General features: G+C 70.7%; 20 protein-coding genes. 11 read left to right on the top strand and 9 right to left on the bottom strand.

From position 1 onward, the window contains the following. Window positions 1–62 precede the first annotated feature (62 nt). The 4 genes from AC3WXD_RS23620 to AC3WXD_RS23635 all read left to right on the top strand — a co-directional run bounded on the left by AC3WXD_RS23620 (window position 63) and on the right by AC3WXD_RS23635 (window position 4,949). Entirely contained in the window at window positions 63–854 is a 792-nt protein-coding gene (locus AC3WXD_RS23620) for a (Fe-S)-binding protein (RefSeq protein ID WP_059412069.1), read from the top strand. Next, window positions 851–1,555: a LutC/YkgG family protein gene (locus tag AC3WXD_RS23625; RefSeq protein ID WP_492324817.1), complete on the top strand. Its 705-nt coding sequence runs from the start codon at window positions 851–853 to the stop codon at window positions 1,553–1,555. The genes AC3WXD_RS23620 and AC3WXD_RS23625 overlap by 4 nt, the downstream gene beginning before the upstream one ends. Continuing rightward, the gene (locus AC3WXD_RS23630) at window positions 1,552–3,030 is read left to right on the top strand and encodes a LutB/LldF family L-lactate oxidation iron-sulfur protein (protein ID WP_020202417.1); all 1,479 of its coding nucleotides are present in this window, start codon (window positions 1,552–1,554) and stop codon (window positions 3,028–3,030) included. The genes AC3WXD_RS23625 and AC3WXD_RS23630 overlap by 4 nt, the downstream gene beginning before the upstream one ends. Window positions 3,031–3,224: 194 nt before the next feature. Then, window positions 3,225–4,949, top strand: coding sequence for a lactate permease LctP family transporter (locus tag AC3WXD_RS23635; RefSeq protein WP_492324818.1), 1,725 nt, complete (start codon window positions 3,225–3,227; stop codon window positions 4,947–4,949). Between the two features lie 859 nt (window positions 4,950–5,808). On the opposite strand, the gene AC3WXD_RS23640 is transcribed toward AC3WXD_RS23635, so the two are convergent. The 4 genes from AC3WXD_RS23640 to AC3WXD_RS23655 all read right to left on the bottom strand — a co-directional run bounded on the left by AC3WXD_RS23640 (window position 5,809) and on the right by AC3WXD_RS23655 (window position 10,722). After that, window positions 5,809–6,972, bottom strand: coding sequence for a CaiB/BaiF CoA transferase family protein (locus AC3WXD_RS23640; protein ID WP_029044257.1), 1,164 nt, complete (start codon window positions 6,970–6,972; stop codon window positions 5,809–5,811). A 72-nt stretch (window positions 6,973–7,044) separates the two neighbouring features. Further along, entirely contained in the window at window positions 7,045–7,506 is a 462-nt protein-coding gene (locus AC3WXD_RS23645; RefSeq protein ID WP_020206080.1) for a PaaI family thioesterase, read from the bottom strand. A 174-nt stretch (window positions 7,507–7,680) separates the two neighbouring features. Continuing rightward, window positions 7,681–8,661 carry a Bug family tripartite tricarboxylate transporter substrate binding protein gene (locus tag AC3WXD_RS23650; protein WP_020206081.1) on the bottom strand — a complete coding sequence of 327 codons (981 nt, stop codon included), beginning with the start codon at window positions 8,659–8,661 and terminating at the stop codon, window positions 7,681–7,683. Window positions 8,662–8,895: 234 nt separating this feature from the next. Beyond that, on the bottom strand, window positions 8,896–10,722 hold the full coding sequence (locus AC3WXD_RS23655) for an acyl-CoA dehydrogenase family protein (protein ID WP_492324819.1): 1,827 nt from the start codon (window positions 10,720–10,722) through the stop codon (window positions 8,896–8,898). Window positions 10,723–11,004: 282 nt separating this feature from the next. Between AC3WXD_RS23655 and AC3WXD_RS23660 the strand changes: the two genes are divergently transcribed. Continuing rightward, window positions 11,005–11,880: a LysR family transcriptional regulator gene (locus tag AC3WXD_RS23660; RefSeq protein ID WP_454732543.1), complete on the top strand. Its 876-nt coding sequence runs from the start codon at window positions 11,005–11,007 to the stop codon at window positions 11,878–11,880. Between the two features lie 185 nt (window positions 11,881–12,065). On the opposite strand, the gene AC3WXD_RS23665 is transcribed toward AC3WXD_RS23660, so the two are convergent. After that, the gene (locus AC3WXD_RS23665; protein ID WP_059412063.1) at window positions 12,066–12,365 is read right to left on the bottom strand and encodes an antibiotic biosynthesis monooxygenase family protein; all 300 of its coding nucleotides are present in this window, start codon (window positions 12,363–12,365) and stop codon (window positions 12,066–12,068) included. 314 nt (window positions 12,366–12,679) lie between these two features. Between AC3WXD_RS23665 and AC3WXD_RS23670 the strand changes: the two genes are divergently transcribed. The 3 genes from AC3WXD_RS23670 to AC3WXD_RS23680 are packed head-to-tail and all read left to right on the top strand — an operon-like array spanning window position 12,680 to window position 15,210. After that, window positions 12,680–12,985 (top strand): FeoA family protein, encoded by a 306-nt coding sequence (locus AC3WXD_RS23670; RefSeq protein ID WP_020206086.1) that lies wholly within the window; start codon window positions 12,680–12,682, stop codon window positions 12,983–12,985. A 21-nt stretch (window positions 12,986–13,006) separates the two neighbouring features. Then, window positions 13,007–14,878 (top strand): ferrous iron transport protein B, encoded by a 1,872-nt coding sequence (feoB, locus tag AC3WXD_RS23675; RefSeq protein WP_029044258.1) that lies wholly within the window; start codon window positions 13,007–13,009, stop codon window positions 14,876–14,878. Window positions 14,879–14,895: 17 nt separating this feature from the next. Then, on the top strand, window positions 14,896–15,210 hold the full coding sequence (locus tag AC3WXD_RS23680; RefSeq protein ID WP_492324820.1) for a DUF6587 family protein: 315 nt from the start codon (window positions 14,896–14,898) through the stop codon (window positions 15,208–15,210). Between the two features lie 218 nt (window positions 15,211–15,428). Here AC3WXD_RS23680 and AC3WXD_RS23685 read toward each other — a convergent pair whose 3' ends face one another. After that, a complete protein-coding gene (locus AC3WXD_RS23685; RefSeq protein WP_492324821.1) occupies window positions 15,429–16,814 on the bottom strand; it encodes a hypothetical protein in 1,386 nt (461 codons plus the stop codon). A gap of 955 nt (window positions 16,815–17,769) precedes the next feature. Here AC3WXD_RS23685 and AC3WXD_RS23690 point away from each other — a divergent pair. Further along, window positions 17,770–18,420, top strand: a complete 651-nt coding sequence (locus AC3WXD_RS23690; RefSeq protein WP_020206090.1) for an OmpW/AlkL family protein — start codon at window positions 17,770–17,772, stop codon at window positions 18,418–18,420. Between the two features lie 151 nt (window positions 18,421–18,571). Here the strand turns inward: AC3WXD_RS23690 and AC3WXD_RS23695 are convergent, their stop codons facing one another. After that, a complete protein-coding gene (locus tag AC3WXD_RS23695) occupies window positions 18,572–20,068 on the bottom strand; it encodes an AMP nucleosidase (protein WP_059412059.1) in 1,497 nt (498 codons plus the stop codon). Window positions 20,069–20,239: 171 nt separating this feature from the next. On the opposite strand from AC3WXD_RS23695, the gene AC3WXD_RS23700 reads away from it, so the two are divergent. Beyond that, window positions 20,240–20,629 (top strand): GNAT family N-acetyltransferase, encoded by a 390-nt coding sequence (locus AC3WXD_RS23700; RefSeq protein WP_020206092.1) that lies wholly within the window; start codon window positions 20,240–20,242, stop codon window positions 20,627–20,629. Between the two features lie 11 nt (window positions 20,630–20,640). Then, window positions 20,641–21,075 carry an EamA family transporter gene (locus tag AC3WXD_RS23705; RefSeq protein ID WP_020206093.1) on the top strand — a complete coding sequence of 145 codons (435 nt, stop codon included), beginning with the start codon at window positions 20,641–20,643 and terminating at the stop codon, window positions 21,073–21,075. Window positions 21,076–21,109: 34 nt separating this feature from the next. Here the strand turns inward: AC3WXD_RS23705 and AC3WXD_RS23710 are convergent, their stop codons facing one another. Both AC3WXD_RS23710 and AC3WXD_RS23715 read right to left on the bottom strand, forming a co-directional pair. Next, window positions 21,110–22,111, bottom strand: a complete 1,002-nt coding sequence (locus tag AC3WXD_RS23710; RefSeq protein ID WP_492324822.1) for an MBL fold metallo-hydrolase — start codon at window positions 22,109–22,111, stop codon at window positions 21,110–21,112. A gap of 56 nt (window positions 22,112–22,167) precedes the next feature. Further along, entirely contained in the window at window positions 22,168–22,758 is a 591-nt protein-coding gene (locus AC3WXD_RS23715) for a nuclear transport factor 2 family protein (protein ID WP_020206095.1), read from the bottom strand. Between the last annotated feature and the right edge of the window lie 23 nt (window positions 22,759–22,781).

Raw genomic sequence — 22,781 nt, forward strand, 5'->3', positions numbered from 1 at the left:
GAATTATGCGCCAAACAGTGGCGGACCTGATGGCCAGGCGACCGCCCCCCACGGAGCGAGACATGAATCCAAGGCGCTACCCCCCCGCCGCCGCCGCCCCGGCGCAGGCCTACCTGTTCGCCACCTGCCTGGTTGACCTGTTCGTGCCGCAAGCCGGCCTGGACGCGGTGCGCCTGCTCGAGCGCGAAGGCCTGACCGTGCATTTCCCGCGCGGGCAAAGCTGCTGCGGCCAGCCGGCCTACAGCAGCGGCAACCCGGAGCAGGCGCGCAAGGTGGCGCTGGCGCAGCTGGACCTGTTCGCCGAGCCGTGGCCGGTCGTCGTGCCTTCCGGCTCGTGCGCCGGCATGATGCGCCACCACTGGCCGCTGCTGTTCGCCGACGACCCGGTGGCCGGCCCCAAGGCGCGCGCGCTGGCCGAGCGCGTCTACGAGCTGAGCGAATTCCTGCTGCACGTGCTGAAGGTGCGCTTCGACGCCACCGTGTCCGCCCAGCCCGACGAAACCGTGGTGCTGCACACCTCGTGCGCGGCGCGCCGCGAAATGGGCACGCGCCAGCACGGCGTGGCCCTGGTCGACGCGCTGCCCGGCGTGACGCGCGCCGAGCACGCGCGCGAATCCGAATGCTGCGGCTTCGGCGGCACCTTCTCGCTCAAGCATCCGGACATCTCCGGCGCGATGGTGCAGGACAAGATCGCCTCGGCCTGCGCCACCGGCTGCGACCGGCTGGTCTCCGCCGACTGCGGCTGCCTGCTCAACATCGGCCACGCCGCGCGGCACCAGGGCGCGCCGCTGCCGGTGGAGCACCTGGCCAGCTTCCTGTGGCGGCGCACCGGCGGCAACGGAGAGCCGGCATGAGCGCACTCTCCGCACGCGAGCGCATGCTGGGCCGCCTGCGCGCCGCCGCGCCGGCCGCCGCCGCCGTCACCGTCGACGCGCTGGACGCGCGCATCGACGCGCATTTCGACAACCGCCGCGCGCCGGCCACGCCGGCCGGCCTGGCGCAGGCCATGCAGGCCGCGCTGGACGCCGCGCACACGCAGGTCTGGTGCGCGAGCGGCGACGCCTGGCCGGCGCAACTGGCCCACAGGCTCGCCGCCGCCGGCGTGCGCCGCCTGCTGCTGGACCCGGCCGGCGCGGAAGGCGCGGCGCTGGCGCAGGCGCTGCCCGCCGGCGTGGCCGCGCTCGCCTACGACCGCCCCATCGAGGACTGGAAGGCCGAACTGTTCGACACCGTGGACGCCGGCTTCACCGTGGCCCGCTCCGGCATCGCCGCCACCGGCACGCTGATCCTGGCGCCGGACGCGCGCACGCCGCGCACGGTCTCGCTGGTGCCGCCGCTGCACGTGGCGCTGGTGTACGCCGACACCCTGCACGCGGACCTGCACGCCGCCGCGCGCGCCGAGCGCTGGCGCGACGGCATGCCGACCAACCTGGTGCTGGTGTCCGGCCCGTCCAAGACCTCCGACATCCAGCAGACGCTGGCCTACGGCGCGCACGGCCCGCGCGCGCTGTGGGTGGTCATCGTGACGCGCGCCGCCGGCGCAGACGCACGATGAGCACACACGCCACCTCCGGCGCACCCGCCGCCGCCCCGCTGCACTTCGTCCCCGCGGCCGACTTCAAGGCGCGCGCGCGCGCCGCGCTGGACGACCCCAAGCTGCGCAGCAGCTTCCGCGGCGCGATGGATTTCCTGCAAGCCAAGCGCGCCGTGCAGTTCCCCGACGGCGACGAGCTCGAACAGTTGCGCGACCTCGGCGAGGCGATCCGCCAGCATGCGCTCTCGCGCCTGCCGGACCTGCTGGCGCAGCTGGAAGACAAGCTCACCGCGGCCGGCGTGCAGGTGCACTGGGCCGAGACCGCGGAGCAGGCCAACGCCATCGTCCACGGCATCGCGCAGGCGCACCGCGCGCGCCGCGTGATCAAGGGCAAGTCGATGGCCAGCGAGGAAATCGAGCTCAACCACTACCTGGCCGAGCGCGGCATCGACTGCATCGAGTCCGACATGGGCGAGTACATCGTGCAGCTCGCCGGCGAGAAGCCCTCGCACATCGTGATGCCGGCCATCCACAAGACGCGCGGCGACATCGCCGCGCTGTTCGAGCAGCACATCCCCGACACGCCCTACACCGAGGACGTGGACGAGCTGATCCAGACCGGCCGCCGTGCGCTGCGCCAGGCCTTCGTCGAGGCCGACATCGGCCTGTCCGGCGTGAACTTCGCCGCCGCCGACACCGGCACGCTGTGGCTGGTGGAGAACGAGGGCAACGGGCGCCTGTCCACCACCGTGCCGGACGTGCACATCGCCATCATGGGCATGGAGAAGGTGGTGGCCAAGCTCGAGCACATCGTGCCGCTGGCCAGCCTGCTGACGCGCTCGGCCACCGGCCAGGCCATCACCACCTACTTCAACCTGATCTCCGGCCCGCGCAACGCCGGCCGCGGCGAGCGCGACGGCCCGCGCGAGGTCCACCTCGTGCTGCTCGACAACGGCCGCAGCCAGGCCTACGCCGACGAGCAGCTGCGCGCCACCCTGCAATGCATCCGCTGCGGCGCGTGCATGAACCACTGCCCGGTGTACACGCGCATCGGCGGCCATGCCTACGGCACCACCTACCCGGGGCCGATCGGCAAGATCATCTCGCCGCACCTGCTGGGGCTCGAAGCCACCGCCGACCTGGCCACCGCGTCGAGCCTGTGCGGCGCGTGCGGCGAGGTGTGCCCGGTGCGCATCCCGATCCCGCAGCTGCTGATCCGCCTGCGCACCGAGGCCAACCGCGATCCCGCCGAGCAGGTCGCGCACCCGCTGCGCGGCCAGGGCGCGAAGTTCAGCCGCAGCGAGCACCTGGTGTGGCGCTTCTGGAGCGGCGCGTTCGCGCATCCGTTCACGTACCGCGTGTTCCGCTGGGCCGCGACGCGGCTGCGCGCGTTCGCGCCGTCGCGGCAACTGGGCTGGACCAGGCACCGCGCGCCGCTGACGCCGGCGCCGCGCAGCCTGTCGGACCTGCTGCGCGAGCGGGGGCAGGCGGAGTAGGCGCGGCCTTTTGGGCCTGCCCTCGGTTTGCTCCCCTCTCCCACGCAGTGGGAGAGGGGAACAAACCCGCAGCGACGGGACCGCTCCTGCAGCCCACAAGCCCACAAGAAAAACACAAAACACAAACCAAAACCACGCAAGAAGGCGCCCCCTTCAAGTTCATTTCAAACGCATCCATCGGAGGAGACCCGACCATGCAACCCTGGACCCAGATCTACACGCCGCTGGGCAGCTTGTGGCTGTCCGCGCTCGCGGCGGCGCTGCCCATCCTGTTCTTTTTCCTCGCGCTGGCCGTGCTGCGCATGAAGGGCCACGTGGCCGCGGCGATCACGCTGCTGCTGGCGCTGGGCGTGGCCGTGCTGGCCTACGGCATGCCGGTGCCGCAGGCGCTGGCCGCGGCCGGGTTCGGCTTTGCCTACGGCCTGTGGCCGATCGCGTGGATCATCGTGACCGCGGTGTTCCTCTACAAGATCGTGGTCAAGACCGGGCAGTTCGACATCATCCGCGCCTCGGTGCTGGCCATCACCGACGACCAGCGCCTGCAGATGCTGCTGATCGGCTTCGCGTTCGGCGCCTTCCTCGAAGGCGCGGCGGGCTTCGGCGCGCCGGTGGCGATCACCGCGGCGCTGCTGGTCGGGCTGGGCTTCAACCCGCTCTACGCGGCGGGGCTGTGCCTGATCGCCAACACCGCGCCGGTGGCGTTCGGCGCGATGGGCATCCCCATCATCGTGGCGGGGCAGGTGACGGGCATCGACGCCATGCGCATCGGCGCGATGGCGGGCCGGCAACTGCCGCTGCTGTCGCTGGCGGTGCCGTTCTGGCTGGTGTTCATCATGGACGGCAAGCGCGGCGTGAAGGAGACCTGGCCGGCGGCGCTGGTGACGGGCGCCAGCTTCTCGGTGACGCAGTACTTCACCTCCAACCACATCGGGCCGGAACTGCCGGACATCACCTCGGCGCTGGTGAGCCTGATCTCGCTGACGCTGTTCCTGAAGGTCTGGCAGCCGCGCAGCGCCAGCCAGCGCGCCGGCGGCGCGGTGGCCGTGGGCGGCGGCGGCGCGGCGGCGCTGGCGCGCGTGGGCGGCGGGCTGGCCGCGGGCGGCCTCGGCAAGGTGGCGGGCGACAACCGCCGCGCCTCGCCCTACACCACCGCGCAGACGCTGCGCGCGTGGGCGCCGTTCGGCATCCTGACGGCCATCGTCACGGTGTGGAGCCTGCCGTCGTTCAAGGCGCTGTTCGCCGGCAACGGCGCGCTGGCCGGATCGGTGCTCAAGTTCAAGGTGCCGGCGCTGGACCAGCTGGTCATCAAGGCCGCGCCCATCGTGGCGCAGCCCAAGGCCTACGAGGCGGTACTGAAGCTCGACCTGCTGTCCGCCGTGGGCACCGCCATCCTGCTGACCGCGCTGATCTCCGCCGTGCTGCTGCGCATGAAACCGCACGACGCGCTGGCCACCTTCGGCGAGACCGTGGCGGAACTGCGCCGCCCGATCCTGTCGATCGGGCTGGTGCTGGCCTTCGCGTTCGTCGCCAACTATTCGGGCATGTCGTCCACGCTGGCGCTGCTGCTGGCCGGCACCGGCGCCGCGTTCCCGTTCTTCTCGCCGTTCCTGGGCTGGCTGGGCGTGTTCCTGACCGGCTCGGACACCTCGTCCAACGCGCTGTTCTGCTCGTTGCAGAGCACCACCGCGCACCAGATCGGCGTGTCCGACACGCTGCTGGTGGCGGCCAACACCACGGGCGGCGTGACCGGCAAGATGATCTCGCCGCAGTCGATCGCGGTGGCCTGCGCGGCCACCGGGCTGGTGGGCAAGGAGTCGGAACTGTTCCGCTTCACGGTGAAGCATAGCCTGCTGTTCGCGGTGATCGTGGGGGGGATTACGATGGTGCAGGCTTATGTTTTGACGGGGATGGTGCCGTAGTTTTTGGTATTTTGGTTTTTGACTTTAAAGTCGAAGGTTTTAACTTCAAAGTCAAATTCAAAAGCTTAAAGTCAAAGGCTTTCGCTCCCCCGGAGCGACCTACTTTCTTTTCCCCGAAAAGAAAGTAGGCAAAGAAAGCGGGCTGCCTGGCCGGCAGGGGCAGAAACGTTGGGATTTCTCTTGTTGGTGGTTTCGTGGTGGGGGCGGTGGTTCTGCTGGCATCCTGCCGTTACCGGTTCGGCTGGCCACGATCTGGCTGGCGGTATGGGTTTCGGGGTCAGACCTATGATGGCGGGCGCACTGCTGGTTCGGACATCTGCCGTTACCGGTTTTGGCGGTCACGGCGTAGCACCGGCACTGGTTTCGTGGTGGGCGCGGTGGACCCAGCGCGGGTGTGTTGGGTTTCGGTGAACGCTGAGCGCTCTCGAGTGCGTTTCAAAATCCGGTACTGAGTTCAAAGCGGGGCCACCACGCCCACCACGAAACCAGCACCGCCCCTACGACGATCCCCTCCGCCCCGGTCGCGGCAGCAGCCCGAAGGGCCTGGGCCACCGCCATCATGCAGCGCCACCACGAATCGAACACCACCCAAGAGAACGTGGCCACCAAAACCGGTACCGGCAGAACCCCTGCAGAACCACCACCCCCACCACGAAACCACCAACCCAAGAAACCCTGTTCGGCTCTGCCCCTGCCGGCAAGGCAGTCCGCTTTCTTGGCCTACTTTCTTTTCGGACAAAAGAAAGTAGGTCGCTCCGGAGGAGCGAAAGCCTTTGACTTTGACTTTGACTTTAAGCCTTTGACTTTGAAGTTAATCCTTTAAAGCCTTTGACCGTAAATTCCCCAAAAAGAAACCCCCTTATTCCCCATCATTCGCCGCCACCACCGGCAAAAACCTCTCCCCTTCCGCCAACGGCGCAAACCGATACGTCGCCGGCGTGCGGCTAAGCTTCACAGGCGCCCCCAGCCCCTTATACCCCCCCGCCATCTCCACCACCATCCCGCGGTGCGCGGTATGCGGATGCTGCAAGGCATCCGCCACCGACAGCACCGGCGCGCACGGCACGCCGGCGGCTACCAGCGTGTCGGCCAGGACCTTGCCGTCCAGCCTGGCCATGCGCGACTCCAGCTCGACCTTCAGCGCCGAGCGGTTGACCGAGCGCGCGCCCGCGGTGGCGAAGCGTTCGTCGTCGGCGTATTCGGCGATGCCGAGGTGCTCGCACAGGATGCGGAACTGGCGGTCGTTGCCGACCGCGAGGAAGATCGGGTCGGTGGCGGTGGCCACGGTGTCGTAGGGATAGATGTTCGGGTGCGCGTTGCCGGTGCGCGCCGGCTCCTTGCCGTTCATGAACCAGTTGGCGGCATGCGGGTGCAGCAGCGACAGGCCGGAGTCGTACAGCGCGGCCTCCACGAACTGGCCGCGGCCGCTGCGCTCGCGTTCCTGCAGCGCCAGCAGCACGCCGAGCGCGGCGTTCAGTCCCGTGACCATGTCCACCACCGGCAAACCCACGCGCAGCGGGTCGCCGCCGGCTTCGCCGTTGATGCTCATGATGCCGGCCATCGCCTGGATCGCGGCGTCGTAGCCGGGCAGGCCGCCGAGCGGGCCGTCGGCGCCGAAGCCGGACACGCGGCAGTGCACCAGGCGCGGGAAGCGCGCGCACAGCGCGTCGTAGCCCAGGCCCCATTTCTCCAGCGTGCCGGTCTTGAAGTTCTCCACCAGCACGTCGGCGTCGGCCAGCAGGGCGAGCAGGACTTCGCGGTCGGCCTCGGTGGTCAGGTCCAGCCGCATCACGCGCTTGTTGCGATTGAGGCCGAAGTAGTACGAGGCCACGCCGTCCTTGAACGGGGGGCCCCAGGTGCGCGTGTCGTCGCCTTGCGGCGGCTCGATCTTGAGCACGTCGGCGCCGTGGTCGCCGAGGATCTGTCCGCAGAACGGACCGCCGAGGATGCGCGAGAGATCGACCACGCGGATGCCGGCGAGCGCGCCGGGCGATGCAGGGGGTTGGCTCGGGGATTGGCTCATCAGGGGGCTCCGTTCATGGCGGGAATGGCTTGGGAAGTGGCCTCGCCGGCGGCGCGGCGAGGCGGTGTCCGGTTATTTGGCGGGCACGCGCTCCACCAGCTTGAAGGTGCCGGTGGCCAGCGCCAGCAGTTCGCCCTGCTCGTTGCGGATCTCGCCGCGCGCGAAGCACATCGCGCGGCCGCGCCGCTCGCACCAGGCGATGCCGGTCAGCTCGCCGCGGCCGGGCGCGGTGAAGTGCACGGTCAGGTCGATGGTGGCCACGCCGTAGTTGCGCGGGTCGTGGCCGCGCGCGGCGCACGACAGCACGCAGTCGAGCAGCGTGGCGATGGCGCCGCCGTGGACTTCGCCGCGGCTGTTGGTGTGGTCCGGGTGGTAGGGCATGCTCACGCGCGCTTCGCGCGCGTCGATCTGCACGCCGCGCAGGCCGAACACGCGCGACATCGGCATGGTCAGGCCGAACAGCGTGCCGGGGGGCTCGCCGGCGAATTCGTTGACGGGCGCGTTGGCGGGCGTGGCGGTGCGAAGATCGTTCATGGCGTTGCGGATACGAAAAAAGGAAGGGGCGCGCCGCGGCGCAAGCGCGGCGCCCGGCGGACGGAGGTCGATACTACCGCCGATTGGCCCTTCCCTGACCGGCCGGCGCGGGTTGCCGTCGTAATGCTGCGCGATGATCGGCCATCGGCGGCATCGCGCGGCAGGCCGTCCGCGTCAGTCGAGCTGCGCGCCCGATTTCTGCACCACGCCGCGCCACTTGGCGACTTCCGCCTTGACGAAGCCGCCCAGCTGCTCGGGCGTGGTCGACGGCGGGAACTCCAGGCCCTGGGCCTGCAGCGTCTTGCGCACCTCGGGCTGCCTGAGCGCGTCAGCGAAGGCCTGGTTCAGCCTGGCGATGACCGCCGGCGGCGTGCCGGCCGGCGCCACCACGCCGAAGAATACCGAGACGTCGAAGCCGGGCACGCCCTGCTCGGCCACGGTGGGCACGTCGGGCAGCGCCTGCGAGCGGCCTTTGGTGGTCACGCCGAGCACGCGCACCTTGCCGCCCTTGATGAACGGCAGCGCGGTCAGCACGTCGGTGAAGGTCATGCTGACCTGGCCGCCGAGCAGGTCGTTGAGCGCGGGGCCGGTGCCCTTGTAGGGGATGTGGCGGAAGTCGGTGCCGGCCAGATTGTTGAACAGCACGCCAGCGAGGTGCGAGGAGGCACCGTTGCCGGACGAGGCATAGGTCAGCTCGCCCGGGTGCGCCTTGCCGTAGGCGACCAGTTCGCCCACGGTCCTGGCCGGCACCGTGGGGCTGACCACCAGCACGTTGGGCAGCTGCCCGATCTGGATCACCGGGGCGAAGCTCTTGACCGGGTCGTAGTTGATCTTGCGGTAGAGGCTGACGTTGATGGCCAGCGGGGCCGAGGTGCCGAACATCAGCGTGTAGCCGTCCGGCTCGGCGCGCGCCACCGCCTCGGCGCCGATGTTGCCGCCGGCGCCGGCGCGGTTCTCCACCACCACGGTCTGGCCGAGGCTGGTCTTGAGCGCCGCGGCCAGTGTGCGCGCCATCACGTCGGTGGGGCCGCCGGGCGGGTAGGTCACGATCATCATGATCGGCTTGGACGGGTAGTCTTTCTGCGCCAGCGCGGGGGCGATGCCCACGCACAGGGTGCACGCGGCGACGGCGGCAAGGCGTTGCCAGAGGGTCATGGTGGTCTCCTGTTGTCAGTCGTCTTCCGCCGGGCGAGGTGCGCCCGGGCGGAGTGCGCGGGCGCCGGGTGGGCGCGGCCGCGGGGGCTTGCTGGTGTTGCGGTGTTGCGGTGTTGCGGTTCGTGGTGCTTTGGGGACTGCGGCGTGGCTTGCGCTGGCCCTCTCCCCCGGCCCCTCTCCCGCGGGCGGGAGAGGGGAGCACGCAACGGGTGATCTCTTTTTTCCGCGGTGTGTTCAGAACAGGTTGATGTGGTCGACCGCGGCGGCGGCGCGCACGGTGCCGTCGGCCGGCGGCGCCACGGTGTCGGCCAGCCAGTCGGGCTCGGCCTCGCCGGCCAGCGGGTCCTGCGGCAGCACGCGGTGCACCAGCACGAGCTGGGCCAGGCGCATGCGGCGCTCGGAGCCGATGCGGCCGGCTTCCCATGCCATCGCCACGGCGCTGGTCACGTGGTACAGCGCGGAGGCGGCCTGGCGCGCCAGCACGTCGCCGTCGGCGCCGGCCTCGGCGGCGCGCGCGGCCAGCGCCACGGCGCGGCCGAGCGCGGCGTCGAACGCGGCGCGCGCGCCCGGGTGCAGCGGCGTGTCGCGCAGCAGGCCGTCCAGATGGGCCTGCAGCACCGGCAGCGCGCCTTCGCGGCGGATCGCGCGCAGCACGTCGAGCGCGACGATGTTGCTGGTGCCTTCCCAGATCGAGCCGAGGTGGGCGTCGCGCACCAGGCGCGGGTCGCTCCATTCCTCGATGTAGCCGCAGCCGCCGCGGATCTCCATCGCGTCGCCGGTGACTTTGCGCGCGTCGCGGCAGGCGCGGAACTTGATCAGCGGCGTGAGCACGCGCATCAGCGCGTAGGCGCCTGCCTCGCCGGCGTCGGCGCGGCGCAGCGCCTCGGCGGTCTGGAACACCATCGTGCGGGCCTGCTCGGTGGGCAGCGCGAGCTTGAGCAACTGGCGGCGCATCAGCGGCATGTCGACCAGGCGCTTGCCGAACGCGCGGCGCTCGCGCGCGATGAACTGGCCTTCGGACAGCGCGCGGCGCATCAGGCCGGCGGCGCGCACGCCGTTGGACAGGCGCGAGTTGTTGATCATGTCGGCCATCTGCACGAAGCCGCGGCCGAGTTCGCCGACCAGGTGCGCCTGCGCGCCTTCGAGGCGGATCTCGCCGCTGGCCATCGAGCGCGTGCCGAGCTTGTCCTTGAGGCGGATGATGCGGTACTGGTTGGCGCTGCCGTCGGCCAGCGTGCGCGGCAGCAGGAACAGCGACACGCCCTTGATGCCGGGCGCGGCATTGCCGTGCTCGTCTTCCACGCGCGCCAGCACCATCGCCAGCGCGGCGTCCGGGTTGGAGCAGAACCACTTGTCGCCCGACAGGCGCCAGCCGCCTTCGGCCCGCGCGTCGCGCACGGCGCGCGCGGTGGTGGCGGCCACGTCGGAGCCGGCGCCCTGCTCGGTCATGAACATGGCGCCCTGGTACAGGTCCTCGAAGACCTGGGTGGTCAGGTTGGGCAGATAGCGCGCGACCAGCGCCGGGTCGCCGAACTTGCGCAGCGTGCGCGTGAGCGAGTCGGTCATCGAGAGCGGGCAGCACAGCCCGAACTCGGCCTGCACGAACAGGTAGGTCAGCGCGTACTTGGCCGCCGCCGGCATCGGCTTGTCCCAGCCGAGCACGCCGCCGCGGTGCGAGGCCGCGGCAAGGCCGAACTCGGAGAACGCCACGCGCTCCAGCTCCACGTAGGCCGGATGCTTGTCGATGGCCTGCGCGTCCAGCCCGGTGCGGGTGCGGTGCGACAGCACGGGCTTGTTGTGGTCGGCGGTGTGCGCCAGCCGGTCCAGCACGCCGCCGGCCAGCACGCCCATGCGGTCCAGGTGCGGCAGCAGGTGGGCGAACAGGTCGGGCGGCAGGTACAGCGGCAGCAGCGCGCGCAGGTCCGGGTCGCTGGCGAACAGGTTCACGCCCTGCTGGTCGGGCACCGGATGGGCCGGGGTGGCCGGGGTCGCAACGGAAGCGGAAGCGGAAGCGGAGGCGGAAACGGAAGCGGCCGGCTGGCGCGCAGCGCTGGTCTGCATGAGGGATCTCCTGTGTTGGCCGGCACATGCCGGCGGCGCCGGGCCGCGCTGGCAGCGGGGCTGCATGCGGGCCGGCGGTATTGCGGTAGCGGGTGTTGGTTGTCTCTGTTGCTTGTATTTGTGCTTTTCGCAGCCCTTTCTGGCTTCCTGTCGTTCCAGGACGGGGCGCTGCGGCAATCCGCCACACTGGCGCGGGACGGATGCCTTACCTGCATTATTCAAAGCGCGGCGATTCGTGTCTAATTCTAAAATTGGCTTGATCCATATATTTTTTGTATCGACATGGAATTCCGTCACCTGCGCTACTTCCTCGTGCTGGCCGAAGAGCTGCATTTCGGCCGGGCCGCCCGCCGCCTGTCGATCTCGCAGCCGCCGCTGTCGCTCAACATCCAGCAACTGGAGGCGTCGGTGGGCGCCCGCCTGTTCGAGCGCGACAGCCGCGGCGTGCGCCTGACCGCGGCCGGGCGCGCCTTCCGCGAGGCGGCCGGCGCGCTGCTGGCGCAGGCCGAGGACGCCCGCCAGCAGGCCCGCGAGATCGAGGCCGGCGCCATCGGCCGGCTGCGCATCGGCTTCGTCGGCTCGATGCTGTACCGCGGGCTGCCGCAGCGCCTGCGCGAGTTCCAGGCCGGCTATCCCGGCATCCAGGTGACGCTGACCGAACTCAACTCGCAGGAACAGATCGACGCGCTGCTGCACGACCGGCTCGACGCCGGCTTCATCCACACCAACCGCGTGCCCGACGAGCTGGCCACGGCGCTGGTCCACAGCGAGCCGTTCCTGTGCTGCGTGCCGGCCGACCATGCGCTGGCCGGCCAGCCGAGCGTGGCGCTGGCCGCGCTGCGCGGCGAGCCGTTCGTGCTGTTTTCCCGCAAGGTCTCGCCGGACTACTACAACCGCATCTTCGAGATGTGCGCGGCGCAGGGCTTCTACCCGCAGATCCGGCACGAGGTGCGGCACTGGCTGTCGGTGGTGTCGCTGGTCTCGCAGGGCACCGGCGTGGCGGTGGTGCCGGCGGCGCTGCAGCGCTCGGCGATGGCGGGGGCGGTGTTCCTGCCGCTGGCCGAGGCCACGGTGCCGTCGGAGGTGTACTGCGCCTGGAAGGGCGCGGTGGAAGATCCGGCGCGCGAGCGCTTCCTGGAGATGGTCAGGGCGGGGTGAGCGCCGCCCCGGAAAGAAAAATGCCGCCTGCTTTACCGGCAGGCAGCATTGTCAAGTACGCGTGGAACGGGGTGTTCAGCGTGAGGCCAGCTTACCGCCTGCACCGGCCTCAACCAATAACGCAAATGCGTTATTCCCCTCCCCCCATCTGGGAGGGGGCGCGGGCGGCGGGCGGCCCCCGCCGCTCAGAAGCCTTCGACCGCGATGCTGACGTGCCCCACGTCGGGCGCGGAGGCGAAGTGCTCGCCGACCAGCTTGCGCCATTCGGCGAAGTCTTCGGACTCGCGGAAATCCACCATGTGGTTCTCGACCGTCTCCCACTTCACTTCGAGCGTGAAGCGCGACGGGTTCTCGATCGAGCGGAGCAGGCGCAGGCCGTGGCAGCCGCGGGCGCGCCGGAACAGCGGCGCGGCCTTGGCCACGGCGGCTTCGAAGGCCGACTCCGAGCCGGCCTTGATCTGGAACTGGGCGATTTCGAGGATCATGTCTCTTGACTCCGTATTTGCTTGTCTTGCGGATGGGAAAGCCGGCCCCGCGGGCGCCGGGCGCGGCGGCCATGCCATGACGGCGGCATGTGTCGACTCGCATTCTATGCCGGGGCACGCTATGCTGTTGCGCCTTCGCCGCCGGAGCCTGGCGCAGAGCCTTGTCCGGCCCCGCCGTCAGCACGCTGGCGGCACGGCGAAAACCGGACGTCCCCAGGCAAAAGCGGCTACAATGGGAACGATTTTCATTTACGTACCCTGGCGTGAGTTTGCCGACCGCGTGCCGTGCCTCGCGCCAACGGACTGGAAGCCTCATGCGGTTGTCTGAACTTCCGCGGCGCACTGCCGCTGTCATTGTCTCGGTCGATGACACCTCCTCCAGCGATCCCGTTGCGCGGCGCCTGCGCGAGCTCGGCTTCGTGCCCGGCGAAGCCGTGCAGGTCATCGCGCTGGGACCGTTCGGCATGGACCCCCTGGTGGCCCAGGTCGGCTTCACCCGGTTCGCGCTGCGCCGCTCGGAAGCGGCGCGCATCACCGTGGAGGCCGTGAGCGCTTCCGTATCCAGCATCACGCCGGCCGCGCAGCCCGACGCGCCCGCCGCCAAACGCACCGCCGCCTGAAGCGCGGCCCCTGCCAAGAACATGTCCGCCGCATCCCCGACCTCCGCCGCCCAGCGTCCCGCCTTGCGCGTGGCGCTGGTGGGCAACCCCAACTGCGGCAAGACCGCGCTGTTCAACCGCCTGACCGGCAGCCGCCAGAAGGTGGCCAACTATGCCGGCGTCACCGTCGAGCGCAAGGAAGGCCATTTCGTCTCGCCGGCCGGCCGCCAGGTGCGCGTGCTGGACCTGCCGGGCGCCTACAGCCTGCACGCGGCCAGCCTCGACGAGGCCATCACGCGCGACGTCTGCCTGGGCCAGCGCCCGGGCGAGCCGCGCCCGGACCTGCTGGTGTCGGTGGTGGACGCCACCAACCTGCGCCTGCACCTGCGCTTCGTGCTGGAGCTGCGCCGCCTGGGCCTGCCGATGGTGCTGGTGCTCAACATGAGCGACGCCGCCGAACGGCGCGGCATCCATATCGACCGCGACAAGCTCGCCGCCGCGCTCGGCATGCCGGTGGTGGAGACCATCGCGGTCAGGCGCGACGGCGCGGCCAGCCTGCTGGCGGCGCTCGACGCGGCCCTGCCCGACGCGCCGCCGGCCACCGACGCGCCGCCCTCGGACCTGGACGTGCACCATGAGGTCAAGCGCCTGCTGGAAGCCGCCGTCACCATGCCGGCGCGCACCGCGGCAATCGACGACCGGCTCGACCGCATCGTGCTGCATCCGGTGTTCGGCCTGGCGATCCTGGCCGTGCTGCTGTTCCTGATGTTCCAGGCGGTGTTCTCGTGGGCCGCGCCGGTGATGGACGGCATCGAGGCCGCCGTGCACTGGTTCGGCGAGCTGGTCGGCAGCCACCTGCCCGAGGGCATGCTGCGCAGCCTGCTGGTGGACGGCCTGATCGCCGGCCTGGGCAGCGTGATCGTGTTCCTGCCGCAGATCCTGATCCTGTTCCTGTTCATCCTCACGCTCGAGGAATCGGGCTACCTGCCGCGCGCGGCCTTCCTGCTGGACCGCCTGATGATGGGCGCGGGCCTGTCCGGGCGCTCGTTCATCCCGCTGCTGTCGAGCTTCGCCTGCGCGATTCCCGGCATCATGGCCACGCGCACCATCCAGGACCCGCGCGACCGCATCACCACCATCCTGGTGGCGCCGCTGATGACCTGCTCGGCGCGCCTGCCGGTGTACGCGCTGCTGATCGGCGCCTTCATCCCGGCGCGCACGGTGGCCGGGCTGTTCAACCTGCAGGGGCTGGTGCTGTTCGCGCTGTACGTGGCGGGCATCGTCAGCGCGCTGGTGGTGGCCTACGTGCTGAAGTACTTCCGCCGCGACCGCACCGACCATCCGCTGCTGATGGAGCTGCCGTCGTACCGCATCCCCAACCCGCGCGACATCGCCATCGGGCTGTGGGAGCGCGCGCGCATCTTCCTGTCGCGCGTGGGCAAGGTGATCCTGACGCTGACGGTGCTGCTGTGGTTCCTGGCCACCTTCCCGTCGCCGCCGGACGGCGCCACCGCGCCGGCCATCGACTACAGCTTCGCCGGCATCATCGGGCGCGCGCTGGAGCACGTGTTCGCGCCGGTGGGCTTCAACTGGCAGATCTGCATCGCGCTGGTGCCGGGCCTGGCCGCGCGCGAGGTCGCCGTGGGCGCGCTGGCCACCGTCTATGCGCTGTCGGGCAGCGACGACGCCGTGGCCAGCCAGCTCGCGCCGATGATCGCCTCGCAGTGGTCGCTGGCCACCGCGCTGGCGCTGCTGGCGTGGTACGTGTTCGCGCCGCAGTGCATCTCGACGATGGCGGTGATCCGCCGCGAGACCAATTCCTGGAAGGTGATGGCCGCCTCCACGCTCTACCTGTTCGCGCTGGGCTACCTGGCCGCGTTCGCCACCTACCGCATCGCCCTGATGTTCAGCTGACCCGAGGTGCCGCTGCCATGAGCCTCTACCACGCCTTCGAAACCCTGCTGGTGCCGCTGATCGTGCTGGTCTGCGCGGTTTCCGTGCTGTCGCGCTACGCGCCGCGCTCGCGCGAGCGTTTCAAGGCCTGGCTGGCGGCGCGCCTGGGCGGCGCGGCGGCCACCGGCTGGCGCCTGCGCGCGGTGGCGTGGCTGGCGCCGCAGGCGGTGGCGGGCTGCGCCAGCGGCTGCGACAGCGGCGGCTGCAATACCTGCGGTTCGAGCACCACCGAGAGCCAGCCGGCCGAGTCCGCGCGCAACGAGCAGGTCATCCGCTTCGTCGCCAAGCGCTGAGGCGCGGCGGCCCCGGCGGCGCGAAACCGCCCGCCGGAGAATGCATCCGGCCCTCGCGCGGGCCACGCAGAATTGGGTACGCCCTGGCTTCCGGCCGGTTTACCTGCAGCCCTCCGGCACGGCCGCGACGCGGCTTTTCTCCGCGCGCTTCCCCAGCTTTCCCCAGCACAAGACGATGCCCGGCAGGCTTCCCCGCCGGGCATCGTTGCGTTGCGCGCTCAGCTCACCGTGCCCGGGATCGTGACCGTGACCGGCTCCTGCTCGGGGCCAGCCGTGCACGTTGCCGTCACCGAGAAGCTGCCCGCGGCCAGCGGCGTCACCAGGACCTGCGCGGCATTGACGCCGGGCGCGAGCGCCACGTTGGCGCTGGCGGTCCAGTTCCAGCCCGCGCAGTCGGAGAAGACGTCGTCGGCGCCGTACAGCTTGAGCGTGGCGGTGGCCGGAATCGGCAGCGGCAGGCCCAGCAGCAGACGCAGCGGCTGCGGCCCGTTGTAGACCAGCGCCCACTTGGGCTGCTCGGTCACGGCCAGGCTCGCCCTGGGCGTGGCGGCGATCTTGCTGCTGGCCGCCGTGACCTGCAGCACGCTCTGCACGGTGGGCATGCCGGGCGCGATGGCGGTGCTGACCGTGGCCTGCCGCGTGGCCGCGTCCGCCGCCACCGACAGCGTGGGCGAGGCCGCGGCATAGGTCCAGGCGCCGTCGAAATCGGCCGTCACGTCCTGCGCATCGCTGCGGATCACGCGGGCGGCGAAGGTCTGCGGATAGCCGTTGAGCACCGACAGCGCGTTGACCGGCGTGCCGCCCTGCGACAGCGCCAGCCGGTAGGTGTAGCCGGCGTTCTTCAGCACCGTGACCAGCATCTGCCCGCTGACCGCGACGCCGTTGGGCGCGGTGACGGAGACCGTGACCGTGCCGAGCGCGGCGGTGGCCGAGCTGTTGCTGCCGGTGAGCGTGGCGCTGTTCTGCGCGGCGCTGACCTGCACGTTGGCGCTGGAGCTGGCCCAGGCCCAGTCGTGCACGGCGGCGCTGACGTCGCTGCCGTTGGCGTCGAGCAGCGTGGCCTTGACCGGCTGCGCCTGGCCGTCGGCCAGCGACAGCACCGGGTTGGACAGCGCCAGGTTGTAGCTGGCGGCGGTGGGCAGCACGGTGATGGTGGCGGCCTGCGCCGGCAGCGTGAGCGTGCTGCTGTCGGAGGTCCTGATGGTGGCCAGCACCTGGATGACGGCGGTGCCGGCGGCCACGCCGGTGACGGTGGCGGTGCCGTTGGCTGCGGCCGGCACCACGGTGGCCAGCGTGGTGCTGGAGGAAGCCCACGCAAAGGTGCTGCCGGCGGTCAGGTCGTTGCCCTTGCTGTCCACCACCGACGCGCTCACCGAGATGCTGCGCCCGATGGCGACCTGTCCCGAGGTCGTGGAGAGCGAGACCGAGTACTGCACCGGCGCGAGGTCCGCCGCGGTGCCGGTGGTGGACGGCGCGGTCCCGGCGCCACCCCCGCCACCGCTGCCGCCGCCGCCGCACGCGGCGAGCATCAGGGCCATCCACGCGCACGCCAGCCACGCCGGCCACGCCCGCTGTCCGCCGGCGCATTTCCCGGTGTTCTTCATGATGCCTGCCTCCTCCGTTGGTGTCTTGTCTGCGCCGGCAGCGAAACACTTCGATTCTTCTCAAGGCTAGTCACGATGCGCGCGTGGCTGTACCAGCCATACGGTTGAAGGTTCGAGGCCTGTGTGCGCCGTCGCACGCGCGAATGTGGGCCGCAGGGAAAGCCGCCGGTCCGGCAACGCGGACCCCGTCACGCCGGCGCGCGCTCTATCTCTGGCTCGCGGCAGGATGCGATCCGCCAGGGCAGCGCCGCGGCCGGGGAGATGCAATGCCGGCCGATCGGCCCGGGAGCGGAACGCCCGAAAGCCGGCGCGAACCCGCGCCGGCTGGAATCGCCAGGATGGATGAAGGACAGATGGAGACGGCCTTGCCGTGATGCGGACAGAACTTGCGCGGATGGGGCCTGTGAGGGCGAAGCCCGTGTGGCATGATCCGTACAGCAAGGCCCGCGCAGAAAAGCCGGTGTGCCCCGCCCCCACGGGGCACACCCGGAAAGACGCCTTTGCGGGGCGCCCACGACATGCTCGTTGCTGTGTTGCTCTTTGCTGTAACCGTGTGCACAGCGTAAGGCCAGCCGCCGCGCGCGGCCACGAATATTTGCGCATGTCCTTAGAGCGTGTCTGGCGCTTGGGAACCGGCCACGCCAGGCCGGAGCGGGCCCCGGGCCGCGGCCGGGCGTCGCGGTTCCGGCGTTGCTGCATCGCCGCAAACCCGGGGCGCCGATCCACTCCAGCGCGCGCCCCAACGCGCGCCCCGGCCGCCATGCCGGGAGTCCGGCAGGGAGCCAGGCGGGGCCAGCGGCCCGCCCGGCGACGGCCCGGCAGCCCACTGTCGCGGCTTCGCGACGCAGCCGCCAGCGCCGGCAGCCGATACTGCTATTCTTGCTCTTGGTCAAGGTTCACATGGGAACGCTCCGCCACACTGTGCGTGAAGTCTTCCAATTAACGAGCCAACATCATGAAGAATCGTCTGCTTGTCCCCACCCGTCTCGCCACCACCGCCGTCGCCGTCCTGGCCCTGTTCGGCGCGCTTGCCGCCACGCCGGCAGCCGCAGCGGACGAAGCCCAGGGCAACTGGATGGTGCGCCTGCGCGCCACCTATCTCGACATGGCCGACAAGTCGGACCCGATCGGCGGGGTCGGCCCTTCGGACCTGATCACGGTCAACAACAAGTGGATCCCGGAACTCGACGTCACCTACTTCATCACGCCGCACATCGCCACCGAACTGGTGCTGACGGTGCCGCAGAAGCAGGACGTCTACCTGGGCGGTAGCAAGATCGGCACGTTCTCGCACCTGCCGCCGAGCCTGCTGCTGCAGTACCACTTCCTGCCTGAAGCCACGTTCCGCCCGTATGTGGGCGCCGGTATCAACGTCACCCGCATCTGGGGCGCCAACCTCGCCGGCAACACGCTGTCGCTGGACCGCTGGAGCGTCGGCCCGGTCCTGCAGATCGGCATGGACTACAAGCTCACGCGCAACTGGTTCCTCAACGCCGACGTCAAGAAGACCTGGATCTCGTCGGACGTGAAGGCCGGCGGCGTCAAGCTCTCGAACGCGAGCCTCGATCCGTGGCTGTTCAGCGTGGGCGTGGGCTACCGCTTCTGAGGCGGGCGCATGCGCAAGGCAAGCGGTCGTCCGCGGCGGGATGCGCGGGCGGCGGCAACGCGGCGGCGCGCAGGGCCGGTGACGGCGCTCGCGCCGCGCGTGCGTTTGTTGCGCGTTTTTGTTTTTTTGTCGTGACCGCGGGACCGACGAGCTAGCGGAACGCCGGCTCGTCGAAGCTGCGCAGCTTGCGCGAGTGGAGTTGCTCGGCGCCGGCCTCGCGCAGGATGCGGATCGCCTCGAGCCCGATCGTCATGTGCTGGCTCACGCGCTGGCGGTAGAACGCATTGGCCATGCCGCGCAGCTTCAGTTCGCCGTGCAGCGGCTTGTCGGACACGCACAGCAGCGTGCCGTAGGGCACGCGCAGGCGGAAGCCGTTGGCCGCCACGGTGGCGCTTTCCATGTCGATGGCGATCGCGCGCGACTGGTTGAAGCGCGCGTACAGCGACTTGGACTTGAGTTCCCAGTTGCGGTCGTCGGTGGAGACCACCGTGCCGGTGCGCATGCGCGTCTTCATCTCGTTGCCGGACAGGCCGGTGATGCGCGCCACCGCTTCCTGCAGCGCGACCTGGATCTCGGCGATGGGCGGCACCGGCACCCACGGCGGCAGGTCGTGGTCGAGCACGTGGTCGTCGCGCACGTAGGCGTGCGCGAGCACGTAGTCGCCAAGCTGCTGCGAGCGGCGCAGGCCGCCGCAGTGGCCCACCATCAGCCAGCAATGCGGACGCAGCACGGCGAGGTGGTCGGTCATGGTCTTGGCGTTGGACGGACCCACGCCGATATTGACCAGCGTCACGCCGAGCCGGTCCTCGCGCACGAGATGGTAGGCCGGCATCTGCGGCAGCGCGCGCGGGCGCTGCGCGTCGTCGGGCTCGGCCGCGCCGCGCACCTGCACCACGTCGCCGGGCTCGACGAAGCGCGCGTAGCCTTCGGCGCCCTGCGCATCGTCCGCCGCCATCAGCGAGCGGCCCAGCTCGATGAACTCGTCGACGTAGCGCTGGTAGTTGGTAAACAGCACGAAGCGCTGGAAATGCTGGGGCGCGGTGCCGGTGTAGTGGTACAGGCGCTGCAGCGCGAGATCCACGCGCTCGCCGGTAAACAGCGACAGCGGCCAGGCCTCGCCGGACACGGGCTCGAAGGTGCCGTTGGCGATGGCGTCGTCGATGCGGCTCAGCTCCGGCAGCACGAACGACGCCTCCAGCTCGCGCGCCTGCGTGTAGCTGATGTCGGTGGTGGAGGCTTCGATGACGAACGGCAGCGGGATCGGCCGCCGGCTCACGCCGACCACCACGGGCACGCGGTGGTAGCGCAGCAGGCGCTCGATCTGGTCGCGGTAGTAATCGGCCAGCAGGTCGGGGCGCGTGACCGTGGTGCCGTACACGCCGGGGTAGGCCACCGTGCCCCACGAGGGCCGGCTGTCGGTCACCATCGTCTCGAGGTTGACCGAGATGCCGAGATAGGGATAACAGGCGTGCGCCGCGGACGGCAGCGGCTGCCCGTGCGCGAACGCGTCGAAGCGCGCGCGTATGGCGCCGACCGATGCCTCGTAGATCTCGAGGATGCGGGCGAGCGCCGCGTCGGCGTCGCTGAACTCGGCCAGCTGATCGGCCGGATGGGCGGAAGAGAAGATCGAGGCGTTCATGGCAAGCATGATACCCCGCCGCAAGAGGGAAGCAACATGGCGGGCCGCCAAATTGACGGGCCTGCGCGCGCTCGCTACACTGCCAGCAGTCTTTGGCGGCCCCGCGCCGTCCTCGCCTCGTGACGCCCCCCGACAGAAGGGCTGCGCCGAGTTGCCGTATGTGCTTGCATGGGAGCCCCGATGGAAATCCGCAATCTGCTGCCCGACGAAATCGAGGCGGCCAGGCAACTGCTTGCGGCCAACGGCTGGGCACACCGGGTTGCCAACACCGAGCGCTTCGCCCGCCTGATCGCCAATTCGCAGCGCGTCGCGGTCGCGGTCGACAAGGGGGAGATCGTCGGCTTCGCGCGCGCCCTGTGCGACGACGTCTCCAACGGCTACCTGTCGATGGTGGCGGTGGCGCCGAGCCACCGGCGCCGCGGCATCGGCCGCGCACTGGTGCGCCACATCGTCGGCAACGATCCCGACATCACCTGGGTGCTGCGCGCCGGCCGCTCTTCCGAGGCGGCCTTCTTCGGCCAGCTCGGCTTCGTGCCGTCGCTGGTGGCGATGGAACGCCGGCGCCTCTGAGCCGCCGCATCATGTCTTCCGCCGCGGGCTGGTTCCACTGGGCGCTGCTGTCGGCGGTGTTCGCCGCGCTGACCGCGATCTTCGCCAAGATCGGCCTCGCGGGCATCGACTCCGACCTCGCCACGCTGGTGCGCACCGCGGTGATCATCGTGGCGCTGGCCTTGTTCGTGGTGCTGACCGGCAAGTGGAGCAACCCGCTGGCGCTGTCGCCGCGCACCTGGACCTTCCTGCTGCTGTCCGGCCTCGCCACGGGCGCTTCATGGGTGTGCTACTTCCGCGCGCTGCAGATCGGCGACGCCTCGAAGGTGGCGCCCGTGGATAAGCTCAGCCTGCTGCTGGTGGCGGTGTTCGCCGTGGTCTTCCTGGGCGAGCGCCCGAGCCTGCGCGAGTGGGCCGGCATCCTGCTGGTGGGCGCCGGCGTGCTGGTGCTCGGCTTGCGGCGCTAGCGCCGGCACGTCGCGGCAGCGGCGCCCGCGCGCGCTACCGGTCGGTGCGCACCGGCCCGTACTCGACCGGCACCCAGACATAACCGTGGCCTTCGGCGCGCACGTGGCCGATGCCCGGGAACGGCAGGTGCGCGCCGGCCACCCACAGCTTGCCGCGCGCGGCCTGCGCCAGGATCGCCTTGCGCGCGCTCACGGCCTGGCGGCTGTCCACGTCGAACGCCATCGCCACCTCCGGCCGGCGGAACTGCACCGCGTGGCTGTGCACGACGTCGCCCCAGACCAGCATGCCCTGCCCGCCCGACCTGAACAGGTAGCCGCTGTGGCCCGGCGTGTGGCCGTGCTCCGGCACCGCGGTGACGCCGGGCACCAGTGTGTCGCCGGCGCCATAGGCGCGCAGCCGGCCGGCGGCCTGGTAGGGCGCGACGGCGGCCCGCGCCAGCGCGAAGACCGCCTGCGCGTCCTGCGGCGCGCGCACGGCGGCGGCTTCGTCCAGCCAGTAGGCGGCATCGGCCTGGTCGACGTACACCGTGGCGTTGGCGAACACCGGCTTGCCGTCGGCCACCAGGCCGCAGGCGTGGTCGGGATGCAGGTGGGTGAGCAGCACGGTGTCGACCTGGGCGGGCTCGTAGCCGGCCGCGCGCAGGTTCTGCGCCACGTGGCCCAGCGCGGAGCCGAAGCAGGCCGCCGTGCCGGTATCGACCAGCACCAGGTTGCCGCCGGTGTGGATCAGGTAGGCATTGACCGCGGTCTGCATGCCCGGCGTGCTGGCCACGAACATGCGCGCCAGCAGGCGCTGCACCTCGCGCGGGCTGCTGTACCGGAATATCTTTGTGTCGAGGTCGACATGCCCGTCGTACAGCGCGGTCACCTCGAACTGGCCCAGCATCATGCGGTAGTAGCCGGGCACCTGCGTCTTCTGCTGGGCCGGCGGGGCCGAGGCCGCCGGCGCCTGGGCCAGCGCGCCGGCCAGGGCCAGCACCACGCTCAGGGAAACCGCCAGCCGGCGGCGGCGGAGGAAACAAGGCAGGGTCGTCATGCAGCGCTCCAAAGCAATCCGGGGGCGGCGATCCTGCATTATCCCCGCAAAGTGCACTACGCGGCGGATCCGGCGGACCTGAGGTACGCCAGCACCGGCGCCAGCCCGGCCAGCGCGGGCGCCGCCTCGACCGCCCGCGCCGCCGTGCACCACGGATAGGGCAGGCGCGCCAGCCAGCCGTCGATGACCGGCTGCGCGGCCTCGGCGGGCAGGACCTCCATCGCCTCGATCACGATCTCCAGCGCCCGCACGCGGCGCTCGCCGCCGGTGCCGCCGAAGGTCCAGGCGTAGCGGCCGCAGCCCGCGCGCACGCTGCCGCTGGCCTTGTCGGTCATGCCGACCAGCCAGTCGCAGCGGTAGGTGGCGGCGTCGGCGGCCGGCGGCGCATCGGCCAGGCAGACGGTGTAGACGTTGTCGTAGGTCTGGCCGAAGCGCCGCACCAGCACCTCGCTGATCGCGGCCAGCCCCTCGCTGCGCGCGGGAAAGGCGATGGCCTCGGACTTGACCGTCATCTCCAGCACCGCGTCGGCGGCGAACGCATGCGCCATCCGGTGCGGGCGGTTTTCGTCCTTGGCGCGGATGTAGGCGACGATCAGCGACTGGGGATCGGAGGATGGCGAGAACGCCGGCGCGGAAGAAGAGTGCATGTTGGGCCTGTGTCGTGACTTGC

It is taken from the genome of Cupriavidus sp. FW216-B1 (assembly GCF_058789195.1).